This window comes from Nonomuraea antimicrobica, from assembly GCF_039536965.1.
GTDB classification, from domain to species: Bacteria; Actinomycetota; Actinomycetes; order Streptosporangiales; family Streptosporangiaceae; genus Nonomuraea; species Nonomuraea antimicrobica.
This window is the reverse complement of the sequence record NZ_BAAAZP010000074.1, coordinates 65,987-82,678: the sequence shown is the minus strand read 5'-3', so window position 1 is coordinate 82,678 and position 16,692 is coordinate 65,987. Positions and strand designations below refer to the sequence as shown.

Below are 16,692 nucleotides of genomic sequence, written 5' to 3'. Positions count from 1 at the left end.
CTCTTGTGAACTCCCCACCCGAGACACCCTCAGCAGCGGAGCGGCCGGCAGTCACAGACGCCGAGCTGCTGACCGCGCATATCAACGGGGATCCACACGCCTTCAGTGAAATCGTCAAGAGGCACCGTGACCGCATGTGGGCGGTCGCCCTGCGTACGCTCGGTGACCCCGACGAGGCCGCCGACGCCGTGCAGGACGCCTTCGTCTCCGCCTACCGCAAGGCCGCCACGTTTCGCGGCGAGGCGGCCGTCACCACCTGGCTGCACCGCATCGTGGTCAACGCCTGCCTCGACCGGATGCGACGCAAGTCCGTCCGGCCGGTCGCCGACGACGAGCTCATCGAGGCCGCGGAGCGCGAGACCCCGCTGCCCGACCAGACCGTCGAGCGCGAGGTCTCGATGGAGGTTTCGGCCGCTCTGAAGCTGCTGCCCGCCGACCAGCGGGCGGCGCTGGTGCTGGTGGACATGATGGGCTATTCGGTCGAAGACGCAGCTCAGGTGCTTCAGGTGCCCAGTGGCACGGTGAAGAGCCGGTGTGCCCGAGGGCGCGCGAAACTTGCCCCAATTCTTTCGCATCTGCGGAACCGAACGGACCTCAATCGCGTCTCATCCGCGAAGGGAGCAGAACTTCGTGACGGGTGATACGCACTACGATCTTGAGATCCTCGCCGAGCTGGCCGAGGGTCTCTTGGACGCTGCCACGGCACGCCGGGTCCGCGAGCATCTCGCGGTCTGCGACCCCTGCGGGGAGTCGCTGGCGGATCTGGCGGCGGTTCGCGAGGTCCTGGCCGCGACCCCCACACCGGCCATGCCGATGGGCGTCGCACTGCGCATAGACCAGGCCCTGGCCGCCGAGGCCGAGTCCTCCAGGCGGCGTGGAAGTGTCGGCCTCGCCGAACCACCTGACTGGGACGAGCTCATGCGGGACGCCCCGTGGGAGCGTCCGGTCGAGGTCCCCTCGCCGGTGGGAGGGGCAGACGTCCCCGAGCCGGTGCGCCTCGGCGTGGTGTCCGACGACGGCACGATCGTCCCGGCCAGAAGCCATACGATCCGGCGGCGGCGCTGGGCGATGCCCGCGATCGCGGCCGCGGCGGCGGCCGTCGTGGTCGGCACGGCCATGGCCGCCACCAACCTGGTGGTCGCCGGGGGCGATGACAGCGGCGTGAGCGTCGTGCCGCCTGCCGCCCTGCCCCCGCAGACGTCCCAGCCGAAGCAGTCTCCGGTGCCGACGAAGTCCGCGACCAGGGCCAGGGCGTACGCGCTGACCGACAGCGGCCACAACTACAGCGACCCCGAGCTGCGGATGTCGCTGCAGAGCTTCCTCGGCCCCGCGCCGATGCTGCACAGCGACTCCAGCGACGCCGACAAGGTCGCCAAGTGCGTCACCGCGGTGTCCAACCGGTCCAAGCTCGACGTGTTCGCGGTGGACCAGGGGCAGTACAACGGCCAGGAGGCCCTCATCGTCACCTCCTGGAAGCAGCAGGCCACCAAGAAGATCCGCATCGACGTCGTCGACCCGTTCAACTGCAAGAACCTGCGTAAGCCCGCCCTGGGCCGCTGGTGACGGGCACCCACCGGTAACGTGATCTCAGCGGTAACGGAAAGCCCACGTCAGAGCCCGCTTCGGCGGGCTCTTTCGTTTGTCCCGGCGGTGTGGGGTAGGGCTGGGGAATCACGGCGGCCTAGGATCTGTTGACGCCCATGGCAACAGCAGACGAGGAAGGCGTGGAGCGTTGAGCGACGTTCGTAACGTGATCATCATTGGGTCCGGCCCCGCCGGTTACACGGCGGCTGTCTACTCCGCACGCGCCGAACTCAAGCCGCTCGTCTTCGAGGGCTCCGTCACCGCGGGCGGCGCGCTCATGAACACGACCGACGTGGAGAACTTCCCTGGGTTCCCCGACGGCATCATGGGCCCCGACCTGATGGACAACCTTCGCAAGCAGGCCGAACGGTTCGGCGCCGAGCTGGTGGCCGACGACGTGGTCGAGGTCGACCTGAAGGCCAACCCCAAGGTCATCAAGACCCACAGCGAGACCTACTACGCCAAGTCGGTCATCCTGGCCATGGGCTCCGGCTACCGCGAGCTCGGGCTGGACAACGAGAAGCGACTGTCCGGTCACGGCGTGTCCTGGTGTGCGACCTGTGACGGGTTCTTCTTCCGCAACAAGGACATCGTGGTCGTCGGCGGCGGCGACACGGCGATGGAGGAGGCCACGTTCCTGACCCGGTTCGGGCGCATGGTCACGGTGGTGCACCGCCGCGACTCGCTGCGGGCGAGCAAGATCATGCAGGACCGGGCACTCTCGAACGACAAGATCCGCTTCGTCTGGGACTCCGAGGTCGCCGACGTGCTCGGCGACACCAAGGTCGAGGCGGTGAAACTGCGCAACGTCAAGTCCGGCGAGGAGTGCGAGCTGGCGACCGACGCGCTGTTCCTGGCCATCGGCCACGATCCCCGCACCGAGCTGGTCAAGGGTCAGATCGACCTCGACGAGAACGGCTACATCAAGGTGGCCTCCCCCTCCACCGCGACCAACATCGAGGGCGTGTTCGCCGCGGGCGACGTCGTCGACCACACCTACCGCCAGGCCATCACCGCGGCCGGCACCGGCTGCGCGGCCTCGCTCGACTCCGAGCGCTGGCTGGCCAACAACGAGAAGTAAGGAGCGCACCGTGAAGGCTGTCACCGACGCCACTTTCGAATCCGAGGTCCTCAAGAGCGACAAGCCCGTGCTGGTCGATTTCTGGGCCGAGTGGTGCGGCCCGTGCCGTCAGGTCGCGCCCATCCTTCAGGAGATCGAGAAGGAGCATGGCGACAAGCTCCAGATCGTCAAGCTGAACATCGACGAGAACCCCGAGGTTCCCCGCCAGTACGGTGTGCTCCAGATCCCCACGTTGAACGTCTACCAGGGTGGCGAGGTCGTGAAGCAGATCATCGGCGCCAAGCCGAAGGCCATGCTGCTGCGCGAGCTCGAGGGCATCATCTAGCCCGCCCCGCCCGGTGACTCGCCCGTCGGGGCGCGCTTCGCCCGCCGACAGCCCCTCGCGGATCTCTGGCCCGCGGGGGGCTTTCGCGTGTGTGCCCGCCTGCCGGGCGTTGGGTGGCCCTGTGGGGCTCTCAGACGGGGCGTAGCGCGCGTTCCGGACTCATGGAGCCGAGGAGGCGTTCCAAGGCGACCTCGACGTCCTCACGCCACGAGACGGCACTCTTGAGCTCCAGCCTCAACCGCGGAAAACGCAAATGTGGACGAACTGTCTTAAACCCCACAGAAAGCAAGTATTCCGCCGGAACTATACAACTAGGCTCTTCCCACTTCAGGTCCCCAAAAGCTTCAATGGCTTTCACACCGCGCCGCGTCAGGTCTTTGGCCACGCCCTGGACCAGCATCCGCCCCAGCCCACCACCCGAGAACTCCGGAACGATGTGCGCCGTCATCAACAGCACCGCGTCGGCGCTGACCGGCGAGGTGGGGAAGGCCACCGAACGCGGGGTGTAGAGCGGCGGGCTGTAGACCACGAACCCCGCGGGAGCCCCGTCGACATAGGCGATTTTCCCGCAGCTCCCCCATTCGAGCAGGGTGCCGGAGATCCAGGCCTCCTTCTCCAGCCCGGGGTCACCCGAGTCGACCGCGCGCTCACCGCTCATCGGGTCGAGCTCCCAGAACACACACCGTCGGCAGCGGCGCGGCAGATCTTCGAGATTGTCCAGGGTTATGTTGACCAGCCGGCGCGACAACTACGGCCCCTATCGTTGACCAGGAAAAGCGCGCGAAAACCGCGTCTACAGGTGGCATCGTAGCCCAGTGAAGATGCCACCAGCGGACACCACGACGGTCGAGCCCGGTCACGGGCGACATGTCCGTCTGGCGTAATCTGGTATTTCAGTCCGATATGACACCTAGGAGGTGGGCCGTGACGCAAGAGCTTGATCACGGTCAGACGCCCGCGACCCAAGGGTCGCGCATCGACGCGTACGTCGATCGGTACGCCGCACGAGCTACCGGGATGGTCGCCTCCGAGATCCGAGCTCTTTTCGCCGTCGCGTCGAGGCCCGAGGTGGTCTCGCTCGCGGGCGGCATGCCGTACGTCACGGCTCTTCCCCTCGACATGGTCGGCGAGCTGGTCTCCGACCTCGTCACGCGGCGCGGCCCCGTCGCGCTGCAGTACGGCTCCGGCCAGGGCGACCTGCATCTGCGTGAGCAGATCTGCGAGGTCATGCGGCTGGAGGGGATTCGCGCCGGGGCCAACGACGTGGTCGTCACCGTCGGATCGCAACAGGCCCTCGACCTGATCACCCGGATCTTCATCGACCCGGGTGACGTCGTGCTGGCCGAAGGCCCCTCGTACGTGGGGGCGCTGGGGACGTTCGCCGCCTATCAGGCCAAAGTCGTACACATCGCTATGGACGACCACGGCATCGTGCCCGAGTCGCTCGCCCAGACGATCTACGCGCTGGAGACGGCAGGGGCGCCCATCAAGTTCCTCTACACGATCCCGACCTTCCACAACCCCGGCGGCGTCACCCTCAACATCGCCCGCCGCCAGCAGGTCCTCGACATCTGCCAGCGGGCCGGCATCCTGATCATCGAGGACAACCCGTACGGGCTGCTCGGCTTCGACGGGGAGCCCATGCGCGCGCTGCGTGCCGACAATCCGGACGGCGTGGTCTACCTGGGGTCGTTCTCCAAGACGCTCGCCCCCGGGTTCCGCGTCGGCTGGGCGCTGGCGCCGCACGCCATCCGCGAGAAGCTCGTGCTGGCCATGGAGTCGGCCGTGCTGTCGCACTCCTCGTTCACGCAGCTCGCCGTGGGGCAGTACCTGGCCACGCAGCCGTGGGAGGAGCAGATCAAAACGTTCAGGGAGCTCTACCGCGAGCGCCGCGACGCGCTGCTCGACGCGCTCGAGTCGCTGATGCCGCCCGAGGTGACGTGGACACGTCCCGGAGGCGGCTTCTTCGTGTGGGCGACCCTGCCCGAGGGGCTCGACTCGAAGGCGATCCTGCCGCGGGCGGTGGCCGAGCGGGTGGCGTTCGTGCCCGGCACCGGGTTCTTCTCCGACGGCAGCGGGGCGCGGCACATGCGGCTGTCGTACTGCTATCCCGAGCCCGACCGCATCCGTGAAGGGGTGCGCAGGCTGGCCGGAGTCATCGAGCAGGAGATGCAGCTCAGAGACACGTTCGGCACCGCCTCCGCCCGCGACCACCAGGGCGTCGACACTCCGGGGCCCGACCTGGCCTGACCGCTTCACGTGAGGGGCCGGCCGCCGCGCCGGCCCCTCACTTCGTCGTCAAGGAATCCCCTGCCGTTTGGCTGGGATGGGATGGGATCGCCGCAGATAGCACCTCCCGTACACCATTCACCCCAGGCGCCGGTACGGTTGGACAGCGTGCCGCGAGCGGAGGAGATGTGATGAGCGATCTGGGCCACGTGCTGGTGCTGGCCGGGGGCCTCTCCTATGAGCGAGAGGTCTCCCTGCGCTCGGGTCGCAGGGTCAGCGAGGTGCTGCGCGCGACCGGCATCGACGTGGAGGCACGAGACACCGACGCCTCGCTCGTCCCCTCGATCCTCGCCGACCCGCCGGACGCGGTGTTCGTCACCCTCCACGGCGGCGCGGGCGAGGACGGCGCCATCCGGTCCGTGCTGGAGCTGCTCAACGTCCCCTACGTCGGCGCCGACCCCGACGCGTGCCGGGTGGCCTTCGACAAGCCCACCGCCAAGGCGGTCGTCCGGTCGGTCGGGCTGCGTACTCCCGAGTCCGTCACGCTGCCGAAGGAGACCTTCCACGACCTCGGCGCCACGGTCGTGCTCGGCCGCATCGTCGAACACCTCGGTCTCCCCCTCTTCGTCAAGCCCGCACGGGGCGGCTCGGCGCTGGGCGCCTCGTTCGTCCGCACGGCCGAGGAACTGCCCGCCGCGATGGTCGGCTGCTTCGCGTACGGCGACACGGCGTTGATCGAGCGGTACGTGGAGGGCGTGGAGGTGGCGGTCTCCGTCGTCGACCTCGGCCACGGCCCGGTGGCCCTGCCGGCCGTGGAGATCGTGCCGGACGAAGGCGTCTACGACTACGCGGCCCGCTACACGGCCGGGCACACCGAGTTCTTCGCCCCGGCCCGGCTCTCAGCAGCGGCCGCGGCGGCGTGCGCCGAGACGGCCGTGACGGCCCACACGGCTCTGGGGCTGCGGGACATCTCGCGTACGGACCTCATCGTCGACGCCGACGGGGTGCCGCATTTCCTGGAGGTCAACGTGGCCCCCGGCATGACGGAGACCTCCCTCCTGCCGATGTCGGCGGAGGCGGCCGGGCAAGATCTCGGCGACCTCTGCCGCACCCTCCTCCAGAACGCCGCCGCCCGCGCCCGGGCTTCGTAACCCACTCCTTCCTCCGCACCGCCCCGGTACGAGGCCCGCCCTCACTCGGGACGAGCCCGCGTCGGCACGGGCGCGCTCATGTGAACATGGTGACCCCGCACGAGCGAGGCGGTGGGCGATACGACCACCCGCCCCGATCCCTCTTGGAGGCGCGCCGCGTCCTCCGGAACCAGCTGTTTCCGTGTGCGGTCGGCCATGTGCGCACGGCACGGCTTCCCCATCACCTTCCCCGTCGCCGCATCACCACCCCCGGCCGACAGGCCGCCACACGCGAGGTAAGTAGCCTTACGGTGTGCTGATCGATTCCATGTACCCCAAGAGCTTCGCCAGTGACAACCACGCAGGCGTGCATCCGACCATCCTCGAAGCGATGGCCGCCGCGAACCACGGAGACGCACCGGCGTACGGCGACGACAGTTGGACGTCCACGTTCGAGGACAAGGCCAAGGAAGTGTTCGGTCCGGGCGCGCAGGGTTTCGCGGTGCTCAACGGGGCAGGCGCCAACATGGTGGGCCTGGCCCTCATGCTCGGCCGCTACGACGCCGTCATCTGTGCCGACAGCGCGCACATCGCCACCCATGAGGCAGGTGCCGCGGAGCGCCTGCTCGGCGTGAAGCTCATGACCGTCCCGACGCGGGACGGCAAGCTTCGTCCAGAAGACGTCACGTCACGCCTGGGCGGCCTCGGCAATCCCCACGAGACTCAGCCGACGGTCGTCTCCATCTCCCAGGTGACGGAACTCGGCACCTGCTACTCCCCCGCCGAGATCGCCGCGCTCGCCGACGTGGCGCACGAGGCCGGGCTGCGCCTGCACGTCGACGGTGCCCGGCTTGCCAACGCCGCCGCGTACCTCGACTGCGAACTGAAGGCCATCACGACCGCCGCCGGTGTCGACGTCTTCAGCTTCGGCGGCACCAAGAATGGCGCCCTGGCCGCCGAGGCGGTGGTGGTGCTCGATGGGTCGCTGGCGCACGCCGTCCCGTTCCTGCGCCGCCAGTCGCTGCAGCTCGCCTCGAAGATGCGCTTCATCTCCGCGCAACTCTCCGCCCTCCTGACGGACGACCTGTGGCGGCGGAACGCGGCACACGCGAACCTCATGGCCAACCGTCTGGCCGACGGGCTCGCGGACCTCCCTGGCGTCTCCCTCGCCCACCCGGTGCAATCCAACGCCGTGTTCGCCACCCTCCCGCCCACGGTCGCCGAGGCGCTCCGGCAGCGCTACCTCTTCCACTTCTGGGACGAGGCGGCCGGTACCGTCCGCTGGATGACCGCGTTCGACACGACACCCGAGAACGTGGACGACTTCCTCGACGACATCCGCAAAGCCGCCACCGCGTAGAGGAACGCCAACCGACGCCCACCCTCGCCGTTCACCGGCTGCCTTCGAGGCGCCGTGTTTCACGTGAAACACGGCGCCCTTTCACTCGCCGGATCCATACCGCTTGTCCCGACCGATCGCACCGCGCGACCGCCGCCACGGCGCTTGTTTCACGTGAAACAAGCGCCACCTGCCGCATTCGATCTCCAGCAAGGAGAACGACGGGGGCGGGAGAAGCCAGCCAGCGCGAGAAGGCAGTCAACGCGAGAAGGCGGCCAGCCCGAGACGGTAACCGACGAGGGAAGCCGGCCGACGCGGGAAAGCGGCCGACCCGGGAAGGTAGCCGACCCGAGGAGGCGGCCGACCCGAGGAGGCGGCCAGCCCGAGGAGGCGGCCAGCCTGAGACGGTAACCGACGAGGGAAAGTGGCCGACAGGGAAAGCGGGTGGCGCGGGAAGGCGGCTGACTATCGATGGCCGGGCTTCCTTGTTTCACGTGAAACCGCAACGTCCGCGCCCAACAGCTTCATGTTTCACGTGGAACAAAGAAGAAGACGACCCGAGCGCGTCAGTCTTCCGCTTCCCTCATCGCTCGGACCGCCTCCGGCGCCATCGTGCCGATGATCCGCTCAAGGTCGTCGATCGTCGCGAACTCCACGACGATCCGCCCCTTCCTCCGCCCCAGATCCACCTTCACCTTGGTCTCGAAATGATCCGAGAGACGGTCGGCGAGGTGGGTCAGGCCGGGAGCCGTCGGCTTGGTCGGCTGACGTTCGCGGGGCGGGTTCTTCGCCGCCTCGGCGCTGCCCATGGCAACGATCTCCTCCACCTGCCGCACCGAGAGCAGCTCCGCCACGATTCGCTTGGCAAGCCGTAGCTGCTCTTCGGGGCCTTTCAGACCGAGGAGTGCTCGGGCGTGGCCCGCGCTGATGACTCCGGCCGCCACCGTTCGCTGAACTTCAGGAGGGAGGTTGAGGAGGCGCAGCGTGTTGGTGATGTGAGGGCGAGACCGGCCGACCTTCTGCGCGAGCTCCTCGTGCGTCGCCTGGAAGTCGTCGAGCAACTGCTGGTATGCCGCCGCCTCTTCCAGAGCGTTCAACTGCTCGCGCTGAAGGTTCTCGATGAGCGCGTCGCGGAGGAGATCGGTGTCCTGGGTGTTGCGGACAATGGCGGGGACCGGATCCAACCCGACCTGCTGGCATGCTCGCCAGCGCCGCTCCCCCATGATCAGCTCATACTTGCCACCGCCGACCGACCGGACCACGATCGGCTGCAGTAGGCCGACCTCCCGGATCGAGGCCGCCAACTCGTCCAGGCGCTCCTCGTCGAAGACCCCACGCGGCTGACGCGGATTGGGGACGATCGCGCGAAGAGCGACCTCCTTGAAGTACGCCCCCGCAATCGGCTTCGGCCCCGTATCCTCCGCTGAACCATTCGCCGGGGACGGCGCCGCCCCCGTGCCGTCAACGATAGGACCGGTCGGGATGAGCGCCCCGAGCCCCTTGCCCAATCCCCGCCGCTGCTGACTCACTGCGTCTCCTCATCCACCCGGTCGATTCCGGTCACTCCAGGAGAGGTTACCGTCGTACGCCCGACGTAGTGCCCGCTCGCCACACGCCGTCCCGTTGGATTTACACCGACACGGTCACAAATCTGCCCAACTCGTGACTCCGGCCCAAGATGCGTACACGGGATCGCCGCACCCTCGCTCTAACCGCTTTCCCCAACCACTCAACGCGCACTCACCGGCGTCCTCAAGGGCTCAGGAGAAGTTGAAGCGGTGGGGGCGACAAGGCCGCCCCCGGAATCAACCGCACGCCACTCAACGCGATCGACCCGCACGTCGCTCCACGCGATCGACCGCACGCCGCTTCACCTGATCGACCGTACGCTGCTCGACGCGATCGACCCGTACGCCGCAGCTTCCGTACGCCGCTGCTCCACGTGAGTGACCGTACGCCGCTCCACGCGATCGACCCGCACGCTGCTCAACGCGGTCGACCGCGCGCCTCTCCGCGTGAGCGACCGTACGCCTCCGCGTGAGCGACCGTGCGCCTCTCCACGTGAGCGGTCGCCGACGGACTCCCGGCACTGTGGTCGGCCGACAACGCGTCGTCGAATGCGACGCGCCAACACGACCGCCCGCACGCTGCCCTGGGTCGTCGCGCAGCACGTACCCAACTCGCCACTTCCCCGTGCCGCCCTCCGCCCGGCCGACCCTCCCCCGGCTCAAGCCGGCGCACCCACCGGAGCCGAGCGAGCCGGAGAAGCGCCCATGCGCGCCCTCACCGAACGAGCCCAGGCATGCGGAAGCTACGGCGCGCGCCAACAGGCCGACCCGCTACAGGAGCGTGCACCGGGCCCGACGCCAACAGGGGAACGACCGACGGTCAGGCGACGGTGGCCCGGTGGGCTATCTCGCGGGCCGCGTCCAAGTACGCCGTCGCCCCGCTCGACCCCGGATCGTACGTCATCACCGACTGCCCATAACTGGGCGCCTCCGACAGCCGGACGCTGCGCGGGATGACCGTCTCCAGCACGGTGTCCCCGAAGTGGGACCGCACCTCATCCGCCACCTGCGAGGCGAGCCGGGTACGCCCGTCGTACATCGTGAGCACGATGGTCGAGAGCCGCAGCGTCGGGTTCAGGTGGGCCTTGATCAGGTCCACGTTCCTCAGGAGCTGCCCGAGGCCTTCCAGCGCGTAATACTCGCACTGGATCGGGATCATCACCTCGTCGGCCGCCACCAACGCGTTGACAGTCAGCAGGCCGAGCGAGGGCGGGCAGTCGATGATGATGTAGTCGAAGTCCACCCCCTCGTACGCCGCCAGCGCACGCCGGAGCCGCGCCTCCCTGGCCACCAAGGAGACCAGCTCGATCTCAGCCCCCGCCAGATCGATGGTCGCCGGGGCGCAATAGAGGTTGGGCATCTCGGGCACCTGCTTGACGATGTCCGCCATCGGAAGATCGTCGACCAGCACCTGATACACGTCCGGAACATCACCACGGTGCTCCGTGGCCAAGGCGGTGGAGGCGTTGCCCTGCGGGTCGAGGTCCACCACGAGGACACGCTGGCCGTGCATCGACAGGGCGGCGGCGATGTTGACCGAAGTGGTCGTCTTGCCCACGCCACCCTTCTGGTTGGCCACCGCGACCACTCGAGTCTTGAGCGGGCGCGGCCAGGCGCCGGCGCCGTCACCGGAGGTCTCGCCGGTCGGGGCGGCCGTCTGGGTCGCAGATGTTTCACGTGAAACCACTGAGCTGAGCGCCTCTCGTACCAACGGCGAATCACCGGGGTTCAGGGGGGTTTGGGTCACGATGGCCATCCTTTCAACCAGTGGTCTGCCGGTGCCGGGAATTTGCTGTCGCGACACGCCCATTTCGGGCCAGCCAACCCCGGTTGGACTCTCGGACGGACGGCTGTCCGGCCAGCCAAGCCCACTTGACGCGACTGGCACAACCGTCACCTCCTTTGTCGCCGCCTGGCTCTCTCCGGCGCGCGACCCGCTACCACCCGAACCAATGTTGCAGGCGGCTCGACTTTACCGCGCCCGACGGTCACGAGCTCGGCCGTTCGGGCTCCGCTGGCTCGCAACTGCTCCTCGGCCTCGGCCAGCTCGCCGGCGGCCCGCTCCCCCTTCATGGCGATCAGCTCGCCACCCTCGCGCAGCAGCGGCATCGCCCATTTCAGGAGGCGGTCGAGCGGCGCCACCGCACGGGCGCTGGCGACGTCGAACTCACGCTTGCCCGCCAGCTCCTCCGCCCGGCCGCGCAGCACCTCGACGTTGCCGAGCTTGAGCGCGTCGACGCATTCCTCCAGGAACACGGTACGGCGCAGCAACGGCTCCAGCAGCGTCACGGTGATGTCCGGCCGGACGATCGCCAGGACCAGGCCGGGCAGCCCGGCCCCCGAGCCGATGTCCACCAACCGTACGTCGGGCGGCACCACCTCGGCCACCACCGCGCAGTTGAGCAGATGGCGATCCCAGATCCGGGGCACCTCCCGCGGACCCAGCAGCCCACGGACGACACCGGGACCCGCCAGCAGCTCGGCGAACGCGTTGGCACGATCCCAAGCCTCCCCGGCGAAGACGTCCCGCGCTATGTCCGGAGGCTCCGGAAGCTCATCGCTCACTGCTCGGTGGCCCTTTCTGGGGCTGGTGGCCCTTGATCGGTGTATCGGTACGGAGTCGTCGCCCGGCGTTCGATGTTCGCGGCGACAGGTCTTGGGTTTCGAGTCCGATCTCTACCCAAGGCTATTGGGTGAGATCACAAGGGAAGACTAGCGGCCCCGGGTAAAGGCGGCCTGTGAGCGCGCCGTCCGCGCATGGTTGGGGGCAGTCGGTGAATATTTCGCATGACATGTCGGGGCATATCCGAGAAGCGGGATAAGAAGGGGTACGCCTTAAGTGCAGGGATAAAAAGCAGCACATACGAAACGGCCGCCCACCGCGCCACGAACGGCGGGGCAGACGGCCGGATCGACAGGCACGAACGCACCTCGAACCCCGAGCACGGGATCCGACTCAGGCGGGCAGGACCACCACGTACCGCTGCGGCTCCTCGCCCTCGGACTCGCTGCGGAGCCCGGCGGCCGCGACCGCGTCGTGGACGATCTTGCGTTCGAACGGGGTCATCGGCTGCAGCGACTTCGGCTCGCCGTCCTCCTTGACCTCGTTGGCGACCTCGGTGCCGAGCTTGGTCAGCTCGACCCGGCGCCGCTCGCGGTAGCCCGCCACGTCGAGCATCAGCCGCGAGCGCTCCCCCGTCTGCCGGTGCACGGCCAGACGCGTCAGCTCCTGCAACGCCTCCAGGACCTCTCCCCCGGGGCCCACCAGCTCGGTGCTCTTGAGCCCCACGACGGACACCATGGCGCGGTCGCCCTCGACGTCCATGTCGATGTCACCGTCGATGTCGGCGATGTCGAGAAGGCCCTCGACGTAGTCGGCAGCGATCTCGCCTTCCTGCTCCAGCGCGTTGAGATCAGGAGCCTTCTCCTGCTCGGCCTCGGTCATGGCCGGCCTCTCCTTCGTGTTCAAGACTTCTTGCTGCCGGTGCGCTTGCTGCGGGATTGCCGGCTCGGCTGCTGCCTAATGATCTTAGGCTCCGGAGGCGGCGGAGGGGCCTGTTCTTCCGGAGTGGTCTTGCGGAGCTTGGCAATGAGACCGGGCTTGGCCTGGATCGGGATCACGTTGCCCTTGGCGTCGTACTGCGGCATCGGATGCCGACTGTAGAACCAGTGCTGCTGAGCGAGCGTCCACACGTTGGTGGTGACCCAGTAAAGGATCAGGCCGAGGGGGAAGTTCAGGCTGAAGAAGGCGAACAGCGGCGAGATGTACATGAGAATCTTCTGCTGCTGCGCCATCGGGTTGTCCGGCATCTGGGCGATGGAGCGGGTGACGCTCTGCCGGACGGTGAGGAACGTGGTCAGCGAGCTGACCGCCACGAAGATCGCCAGGACCACCTTCGTCTGGACGACACCCGCGTCGAATCCCGCGATCTCGGCGGACGACATCCAGAAGTTGGCCGGCAGCGGCGCGCCGAAGATGTGCGCGGACCGGGCGCTGTCGACCAGTTCCTTGGTCATGCCGTACTTCGCGTGCCCGTTCGCCATGTTCTGGAGCACCGTGAACATGGAGATGAAGATCGGGAACTGCGCGACGACCGGGAGGCAGCCGCCGAGGGGGTTGGCGCCCGCGCCCTGGTAGAGCGCCATGACCTCCTGGTTCATGCGCTGCTTGTCGTTCTTGTAGCGCTTGCGCAGCTCTTGGACCTTGGGGGCGAGTTCTTGCATCTTCCGCGACGAGCGCATCTGCTTCAAGAAGAGAGGGAAGATCAGAATCCGCATGAACACGGTCAGCGTGATGATCGTCAACGCCCAGGTCAGCCCGCTGTCCGGGTTGAGGACCGTGCTGTATGCAGTATGGATCCAAATGATGACTTGGGCTACGGCTTGGTACAGCCAGCTCAGCCAGGACAGCTCCACCGAGCTATCTCCCTTGCGTTTCGTGGGACCGGACCGGGCGTGGGGGCACCGGGTCTATACCTCCGGGATGGAATGGGTGGCACCGCCCGATGCGCCGGACAGTCAGCCATGTACCGCGCAATGCGCCATGTACGGCAATCGCTTCGAGCCCGTATGCACTGCACGACGGATAGAACCGGCAGCGTGGACCGAGCAGCGGGCTGATGAACGCCCGATAGAACCGAATGGGGATGATCAGCGCCTGGGCGACTAGGCCCGGCGCCGCCCCTTGCGGCTGCTCCGTCATTTTTGTCCACCCGTCGAGGACTCGCGCCGCCTGAGCAAACGATCCAGCGCGAGATCGAGCTCGGCGGCCAGTTGCTCGAATCGCACGGACGCGGCCGGTGGATTGGCGCGTACCACAAGCAGGCTACCTCGCGGCAGCCGGTCAAGACGGTCCCGCATCAGGTGTCGGAGCCGTCGTTTGACCTTGTTTCGGGTCACGGCGCCACCAACCGCCTTGCTCACCACGAAACCCACCAGAGGTGGCTCTTCCCCCGAAATGGTGAAATGCACCACTAGGGTCGGGCGGCCCGCGCGCCTACCGCGCCTGACGGCCGCTTCGAACTGCTCCCCGCGTCGCATGCGGGAGTGACGGGACAGCACCGTATACGTCTAACGCCCGCCGGCCTGATCTGCCGGCGGGCTGCACTCGCGAAGGACGGTCAGGCCGACAGCTTCTCGCGGCCCTTACGGCGGCGAGCGGCGAGGATGGCGCGACCGGCCCGGGTGCGCATCCGCAGCCGGAAGCCGTGGGTCTTCGCGCGGCGACGGTTGTTCGGCTGGAAAGTACGCTTGCTCACGGGTGGGCTCCAGGCTTGATGGTGCGCCACAAGGGCGCCTAACACACAGGGCTGGCCTGCCAGGAAAGCGAGGGCACGCGAAATAGCCGTCGCGTGACAAGCCGACCGTCGTACGTTACGGGCCAAGTGCCGTCCAGGTCAAATCAGACCGGTTATCCACTAATCCACAGGCCACTTTTCCACCGCCGGTCCCACGTCCACAGTTTGTGCACTCAGGTGCCACTAGGCTGTGGACAACGTCTTGAACACGGCTGTGCACATAGATACTGTCGGCCCTTTCGGGCCTGCCCAAGGGCTGTGGACAGCCTGTGGATCGCCTGTGGAGGGCGTGGGCAGAGAGACCGCCTGCCGCGTGTGGACGAAGGGGTCGCTGATCACCGTGGGCGGTCGCGCCATGTGGATGAACGATCGCGGGGGGCCGCGAGAGGAAGGAAGGGACCACACCATGACCGGTGTCGACCTCAGCCAGGTTTGGGCGAGGGCCCTGGGCAACTTCCTCAACGAGAGCGTGCCGATCCAGCAGCGCACCTGGCTGTCCATGGTGCGCCCGATCGCGCGGGCCAACGACACGATCGTGCTCGGCGTCCCCAACGACTTCCTCAAGGACCTCATCGAGGGCAAGCTGCGCCCGCTGGTGGCGCACGCGCTCTCCCAGGAGCTCGGCCAGACCATGCGACTGGCCGTGATGATCGACACGACGGCTCCCGAACCGCCCGTCGTCGACTCTCATCAACAGCCTGTGACTCAAAGTTATCCCCAGGGTGTGGAGAGTCAGCTCCGCTACGCGCTGCCCGCGCAGCCCCAGCACAACCAGCCTTCGGAGCCGCCGCAGTTCTACTCTCCACAGCCGGAGCAGCCTCAGATATCCACCGAATATCCACAGCAGGGCTTCGGTTATGAACAGGGGCAGTCGTACACACCGCCTGTGGAAAAGACGCCGGAGCCCGCGCCGAACCGGTGGGAGGCGAAGAGCAACAAGCCCAGCGAACCGGCCAGACTCAACCAGAAGTACACGTTCGAGACATTTGTTATCGGAGCCAGCAACCGGTTCGCCCACGCGGCGGCCGTGGCGGTGGCCGAGTCGCCGGCGAAGGCGTACAACCCGCTGTTCATCTACGGGGACTCCGGGCTGGGGAAGACCCACCTGCTGCACGCGATCGGGCATTACGCCCAAAGCCTGTACGACGGCGCGCGGGTGAGATACGTCAGCTCCGAAGAGTTCACCAACGACTTCATCAACAGCATCCGCGACCACAAGGCCGACGGCTTCCGCGGCCGCTACCGCGCGATCGACATCCTGCTCGTGGACGACATCCAGTTCCTGGAGGGCAAGGAGCAGACGCAGGAGGAGTTCTTCCACACCTTCAACACCCTCCACAACGCCAACAAGCAGATCGTCATCTCCAGCGACCGGGCGCCCAAGCAACTCATCACGCTGGAGGACCGGCTGCGCAACCGGTTCGAGTGGGGCCTGATCACCGACGTCCAGCCGCCCGAGCTGGAGACCCGGATCGCGATCCTGCGCAAGAAGGCCATCCAGGAGGGCCTGGCCGCGCCACCCGAGGTGCTGGAGTACATCGCCAGCCGCATCTCCACCAACATCCGCGAGCTCGAGGGCGCGCTGATCAGGGTCACGGCGTTCGCCAGCCTCAACAGGCAGGGCGTCGACCTGCAGCTCGCCGAGGTGGTGCTGAAGGACCTCATCACCTCCGAGTCCGACACCGAGATCACCATCGCGGCGATCATGAGCGAGACCGCCCAGTACTTCGGCATCAGCATCGACGACCTGTGCGGCACCTCACGCAGCCGGGCGCTCGTCAACGCCCGGCAGATCGCCATGTACCTGGCCCGCGAGCTGACCGAGCTGTCGCTGCCGAAGATCGGCCAGCAGTTCGGCGGACGCGACCACACCACCGTGATGCACGCCGAGCGCAAGATCCGGTCCCTCATCGCGGAGCGCAGGTCGATGTACAACCAGGTCAACGAGCTAACAATGCGGATCAAGCAGACACAGCGCGGGTCGTGAAGTCATACACAGCCTGTGGAAAACACTGTGGACCAGCGAAAACGCAAAATGTCACCCGCAGTTCACCCCACAATGCTGGGAAAAATCCATCCACATCGGTTGGGGACAGTGCTGGGGACATCCTGGGGAGAACCTGGGGACTACCAGTGGAC

At 67.4% G+C, this 16,692-nt stretch carries 17 protein-coding genes; 8 read left to right on the top strand and 9 right to left on the bottom strand.

The genetic code is table 11. The annotated features are described in order from the left end of the window. The first annotated feature begins 5 nt into the window (after positions 1–5). From sigM to trxA, 4 genes are all read left to right on the top strand, one after another. Positions 6–641: an RNA polymerase sigma factor SigM gene (sigM, locus tag ABD844_RS18715; protein ID WP_052422340.1), complete on the top strand. Its 636-nt coding sequence runs from the start codon at positions 6–8 to the stop codon at positions 639–641. Further along, positions 631–1,563 (top strand): anti-sigma factor family protein, encoded by a 933-nt coding sequence (locus ABD844_RS18710; RefSeq protein ID WP_344878881.1) that lies wholly within the window; start codon positions 631–633, stop codon positions 1,561–1,563. The genes sigM and ABD844_RS18710 overlap by 11 nt, the downstream gene beginning before the upstream one ends. A 169-nt stretch (positions 1,564–1,732) precedes the next feature. Beyond that, complete coding sequence (gene trxB / locus ABD844_RS18705; RefSeq protein ID WP_344878878.1) at positions 1,733–2,665, top strand: thioredoxin-disulfide reductase; 933 nt, start codon at positions 1,733–1,735, stop codon at positions 2,663–2,665. A gap of 10 nt (positions 2,666–2,675) precedes the next feature. Further along, positions 2,676–2,990 (top strand): thioredoxin, encoded by a 315-nt coding sequence (gene trxA / locus ABD844_RS18700; protein ID WP_344878874.1) that lies wholly within the window; start codon positions 2,676–2,678, stop codon positions 2,988–2,990. A 130-nt stretch (positions 2,991–3,120) separates the two neighbouring features. Here trxA and ABD844_RS18695 read toward each other — a convergent pair whose 3' ends face one another. Then, a complete protein-coding gene (locus ABD844_RS18695) occupies positions 3,121–3,738 on the bottom strand; it encodes a GNAT family N-acetyltransferase (protein WP_344878870.1) in 618 nt (205 codons plus the stop codon). A 176-nt stretch (positions 3,739–3,914) separates the two neighbouring features. Here ABD844_RS18695 and ABD844_RS18690 point away from each other — a divergent pair, with 176 nt between their 5' ends. From ABD844_RS18690 to ABD844_RS18680, 3 genes are all read left to right on the top strand, one after another. Next, positions 3,915–5,240 carry an aminotransferase-like domain-containing protein gene (locus ABD844_RS18690; protein ID WP_425568607.1) on the top strand — a complete coding sequence of 442 codons (1,326 nt, stop codon included), beginning with the start codon at positions 3,915–3,917 and terminating at the stop codon, positions 5,238–5,240. Positions 5,241–5,410: 170 nt separating this feature from the next. Next, complete coding sequence (locus ABD844_RS18685) at positions 5,411–6,370, top strand: D-alanine--D-alanine ligase family protein (RefSeq protein WP_344878867.1); 960 nt, start codon at positions 5,411–5,413, stop codon at positions 6,368–6,370. A 292-nt stretch (positions 6,371–6,662) separates the two neighbouring features. Beyond that, positions 6,663–7,709 carry a threonine aldolase family protein gene (locus tag ABD844_RS18680; RefSeq protein WP_344878864.1) on the top strand — a complete coding sequence of 349 codons (1,047 nt, stop codon included), beginning with the start codon at positions 6,663–6,665 and terminating at the stop codon, positions 7,707–7,709. A 545-nt stretch (positions 7,710–8,254) separates the two neighbouring features. On the opposite strand, the gene ABD844_RS18675 is transcribed toward ABD844_RS18680, so the two are convergent. The 8 genes from ABD844_RS18675 to rpmH form a co-directional block, all read right to left on the bottom strand. After that, a complete protein-coding gene (locus tag ABD844_RS18675) occupies positions 8,255–9,217 on the bottom strand; it encodes a ParB/RepB/Spo0J family partition protein (protein WP_344878861.1) in 963 nt (320 codons plus the stop codon). An 859-nt stretch (positions 9,218–10,076) separates the two neighbouring features. Continuing rightward, positions 10,077–11,012, bottom strand: coding sequence for a ParA family protein (locus ABD844_RS18670; RefSeq protein WP_344879370.1), 936 nt, complete (start codon positions 11,010–11,012; stop codon positions 10,077–10,079). Between the two features lie 137 nt (positions 11,013–11,149). After that, on the bottom strand, positions 11,150–11,821 hold the full coding sequence (gene rsmG, locus ABD844_RS18665; protein WP_344878858.1) for a 16S rRNA (guanine(527)-N(7))-methyltransferase RsmG: 672 nt from the start codon (positions 11,819–11,821) through the stop codon (positions 11,150–11,152). 391 nt (positions 11,822–12,212) lie between these two features. Continuing rightward, positions 12,213–12,701 (bottom strand): Jag family protein, encoded by a 489-nt coding sequence (locus ABD844_RS18660; protein ID WP_344878855.1) that lies wholly within the window; start codon positions 12,699–12,701, stop codon positions 12,213–12,215. A 20-nt stretch (positions 12,702–12,721) separates the two neighbouring features. Beyond that, positions 12,722–13,672 (bottom strand): membrane protein insertase YidC, encoded by a 951-nt coding sequence (gene yidC, locus ABD844_RS18655; protein ID WP_344878852.1) that lies wholly within the window; start codon positions 13,670–13,672, stop codon positions 12,722–12,724. A gap of 4 nt (positions 13,673–13,676) precedes the next feature. Then, positions 13,677–13,958 (bottom strand): membrane protein insertion efficiency factor YidD, encoded by a 282-nt coding sequence (yidD, locus tag ABD844_RS18650; RefSeq protein ID WP_344878850.1) that lies wholly within the window; start codon positions 13,956–13,958, stop codon positions 13,677–13,679. Then, positions 13,955–14,296: a ribonuclease P protein component gene (gene rnpA, locus ABD844_RS18645; RefSeq protein WP_425568606.1), complete on the bottom strand. Its 342-nt coding sequence runs from the start codon at positions 14,294–14,296 to the stop codon at positions 13,955–13,957. The genes yidD and rnpA overlap by 4 nt, the downstream gene beginning before the upstream one ends. An 80-nt stretch (positions 14,297–14,376) precedes the next feature. Then, on the bottom strand, positions 14,377–14,514 hold the full coding sequence (gene rpmH, locus ABD844_RS18640; RefSeq protein WP_043614899.1) for a 50S ribosomal protein L34: 138 nt from the start codon (positions 14,512–14,514) through the stop codon (positions 14,377–14,379). 445 nt (positions 14,515–14,959) lie between these two features. On the opposite strand from rpmH, the gene dnaA reads away from it, so the two are divergent. Next, positions 14,960–16,540 (top strand): chromosomal replication initiator protein DnaA, encoded by a 1,581-nt coding sequence (dnaA, locus tag ABD844_RS18635; RefSeq protein ID WP_344878844.1) that lies wholly within the window; start codon positions 14,960–14,962, stop codon positions 16,538–16,540. Positions 16,541–16,692 lie beyond the last annotated feature (152 nt).

What these genes read in the sequence shown, in the direction of transcription:
- ABD844_RS18685 (WP_344878867.1), top strand. Translation starts at nt 5,411, where the DNA reads ATGAGCGATCTGGGCCACGTGCTGGTGCTGGCCGGGGGCCTCTCCTAT.
- ABD844_RS18670 (WP_344879370.1), bottom strand. Translation starts at nt 11,012, where the DNA reads ATGGCCATCGTGACCCAAACCCCCCTGAACCCCGGTGATTCGCCGTTG.
- ABD844_RS18660 (WP_344878855.1), bottom strand. Translation starts at nt 12,701, where the DNA reads ATGACCGAGGCCGAGCAGGAGAAGGCTCCTGATCTCAACGCGCTGGAG.
- yidD (WP_344878850.1), bottom strand. Translation starts at nt 13,958, where the DNA reads ATGACGGAGCAGCCGCAAGGGGCGGCGCCGGGCCTAGTCGCCCAGGCG.
- rnpA (WP_425568606.1), bottom strand. Translation starts at nt 14,296, where the DNA reads ATGCGACGCGGGGAGCAGTTCGAAGCGGCCGTCAGGCGCGGTAGGCGC.
- dnaA (WP_344878844.1), top strand. Translation starts at nt 14,960, where the DNA reads ATGACCGGTGTCGACCTCAGCCAGGTTTGGGCGAGGGCCCTGGGCAAC.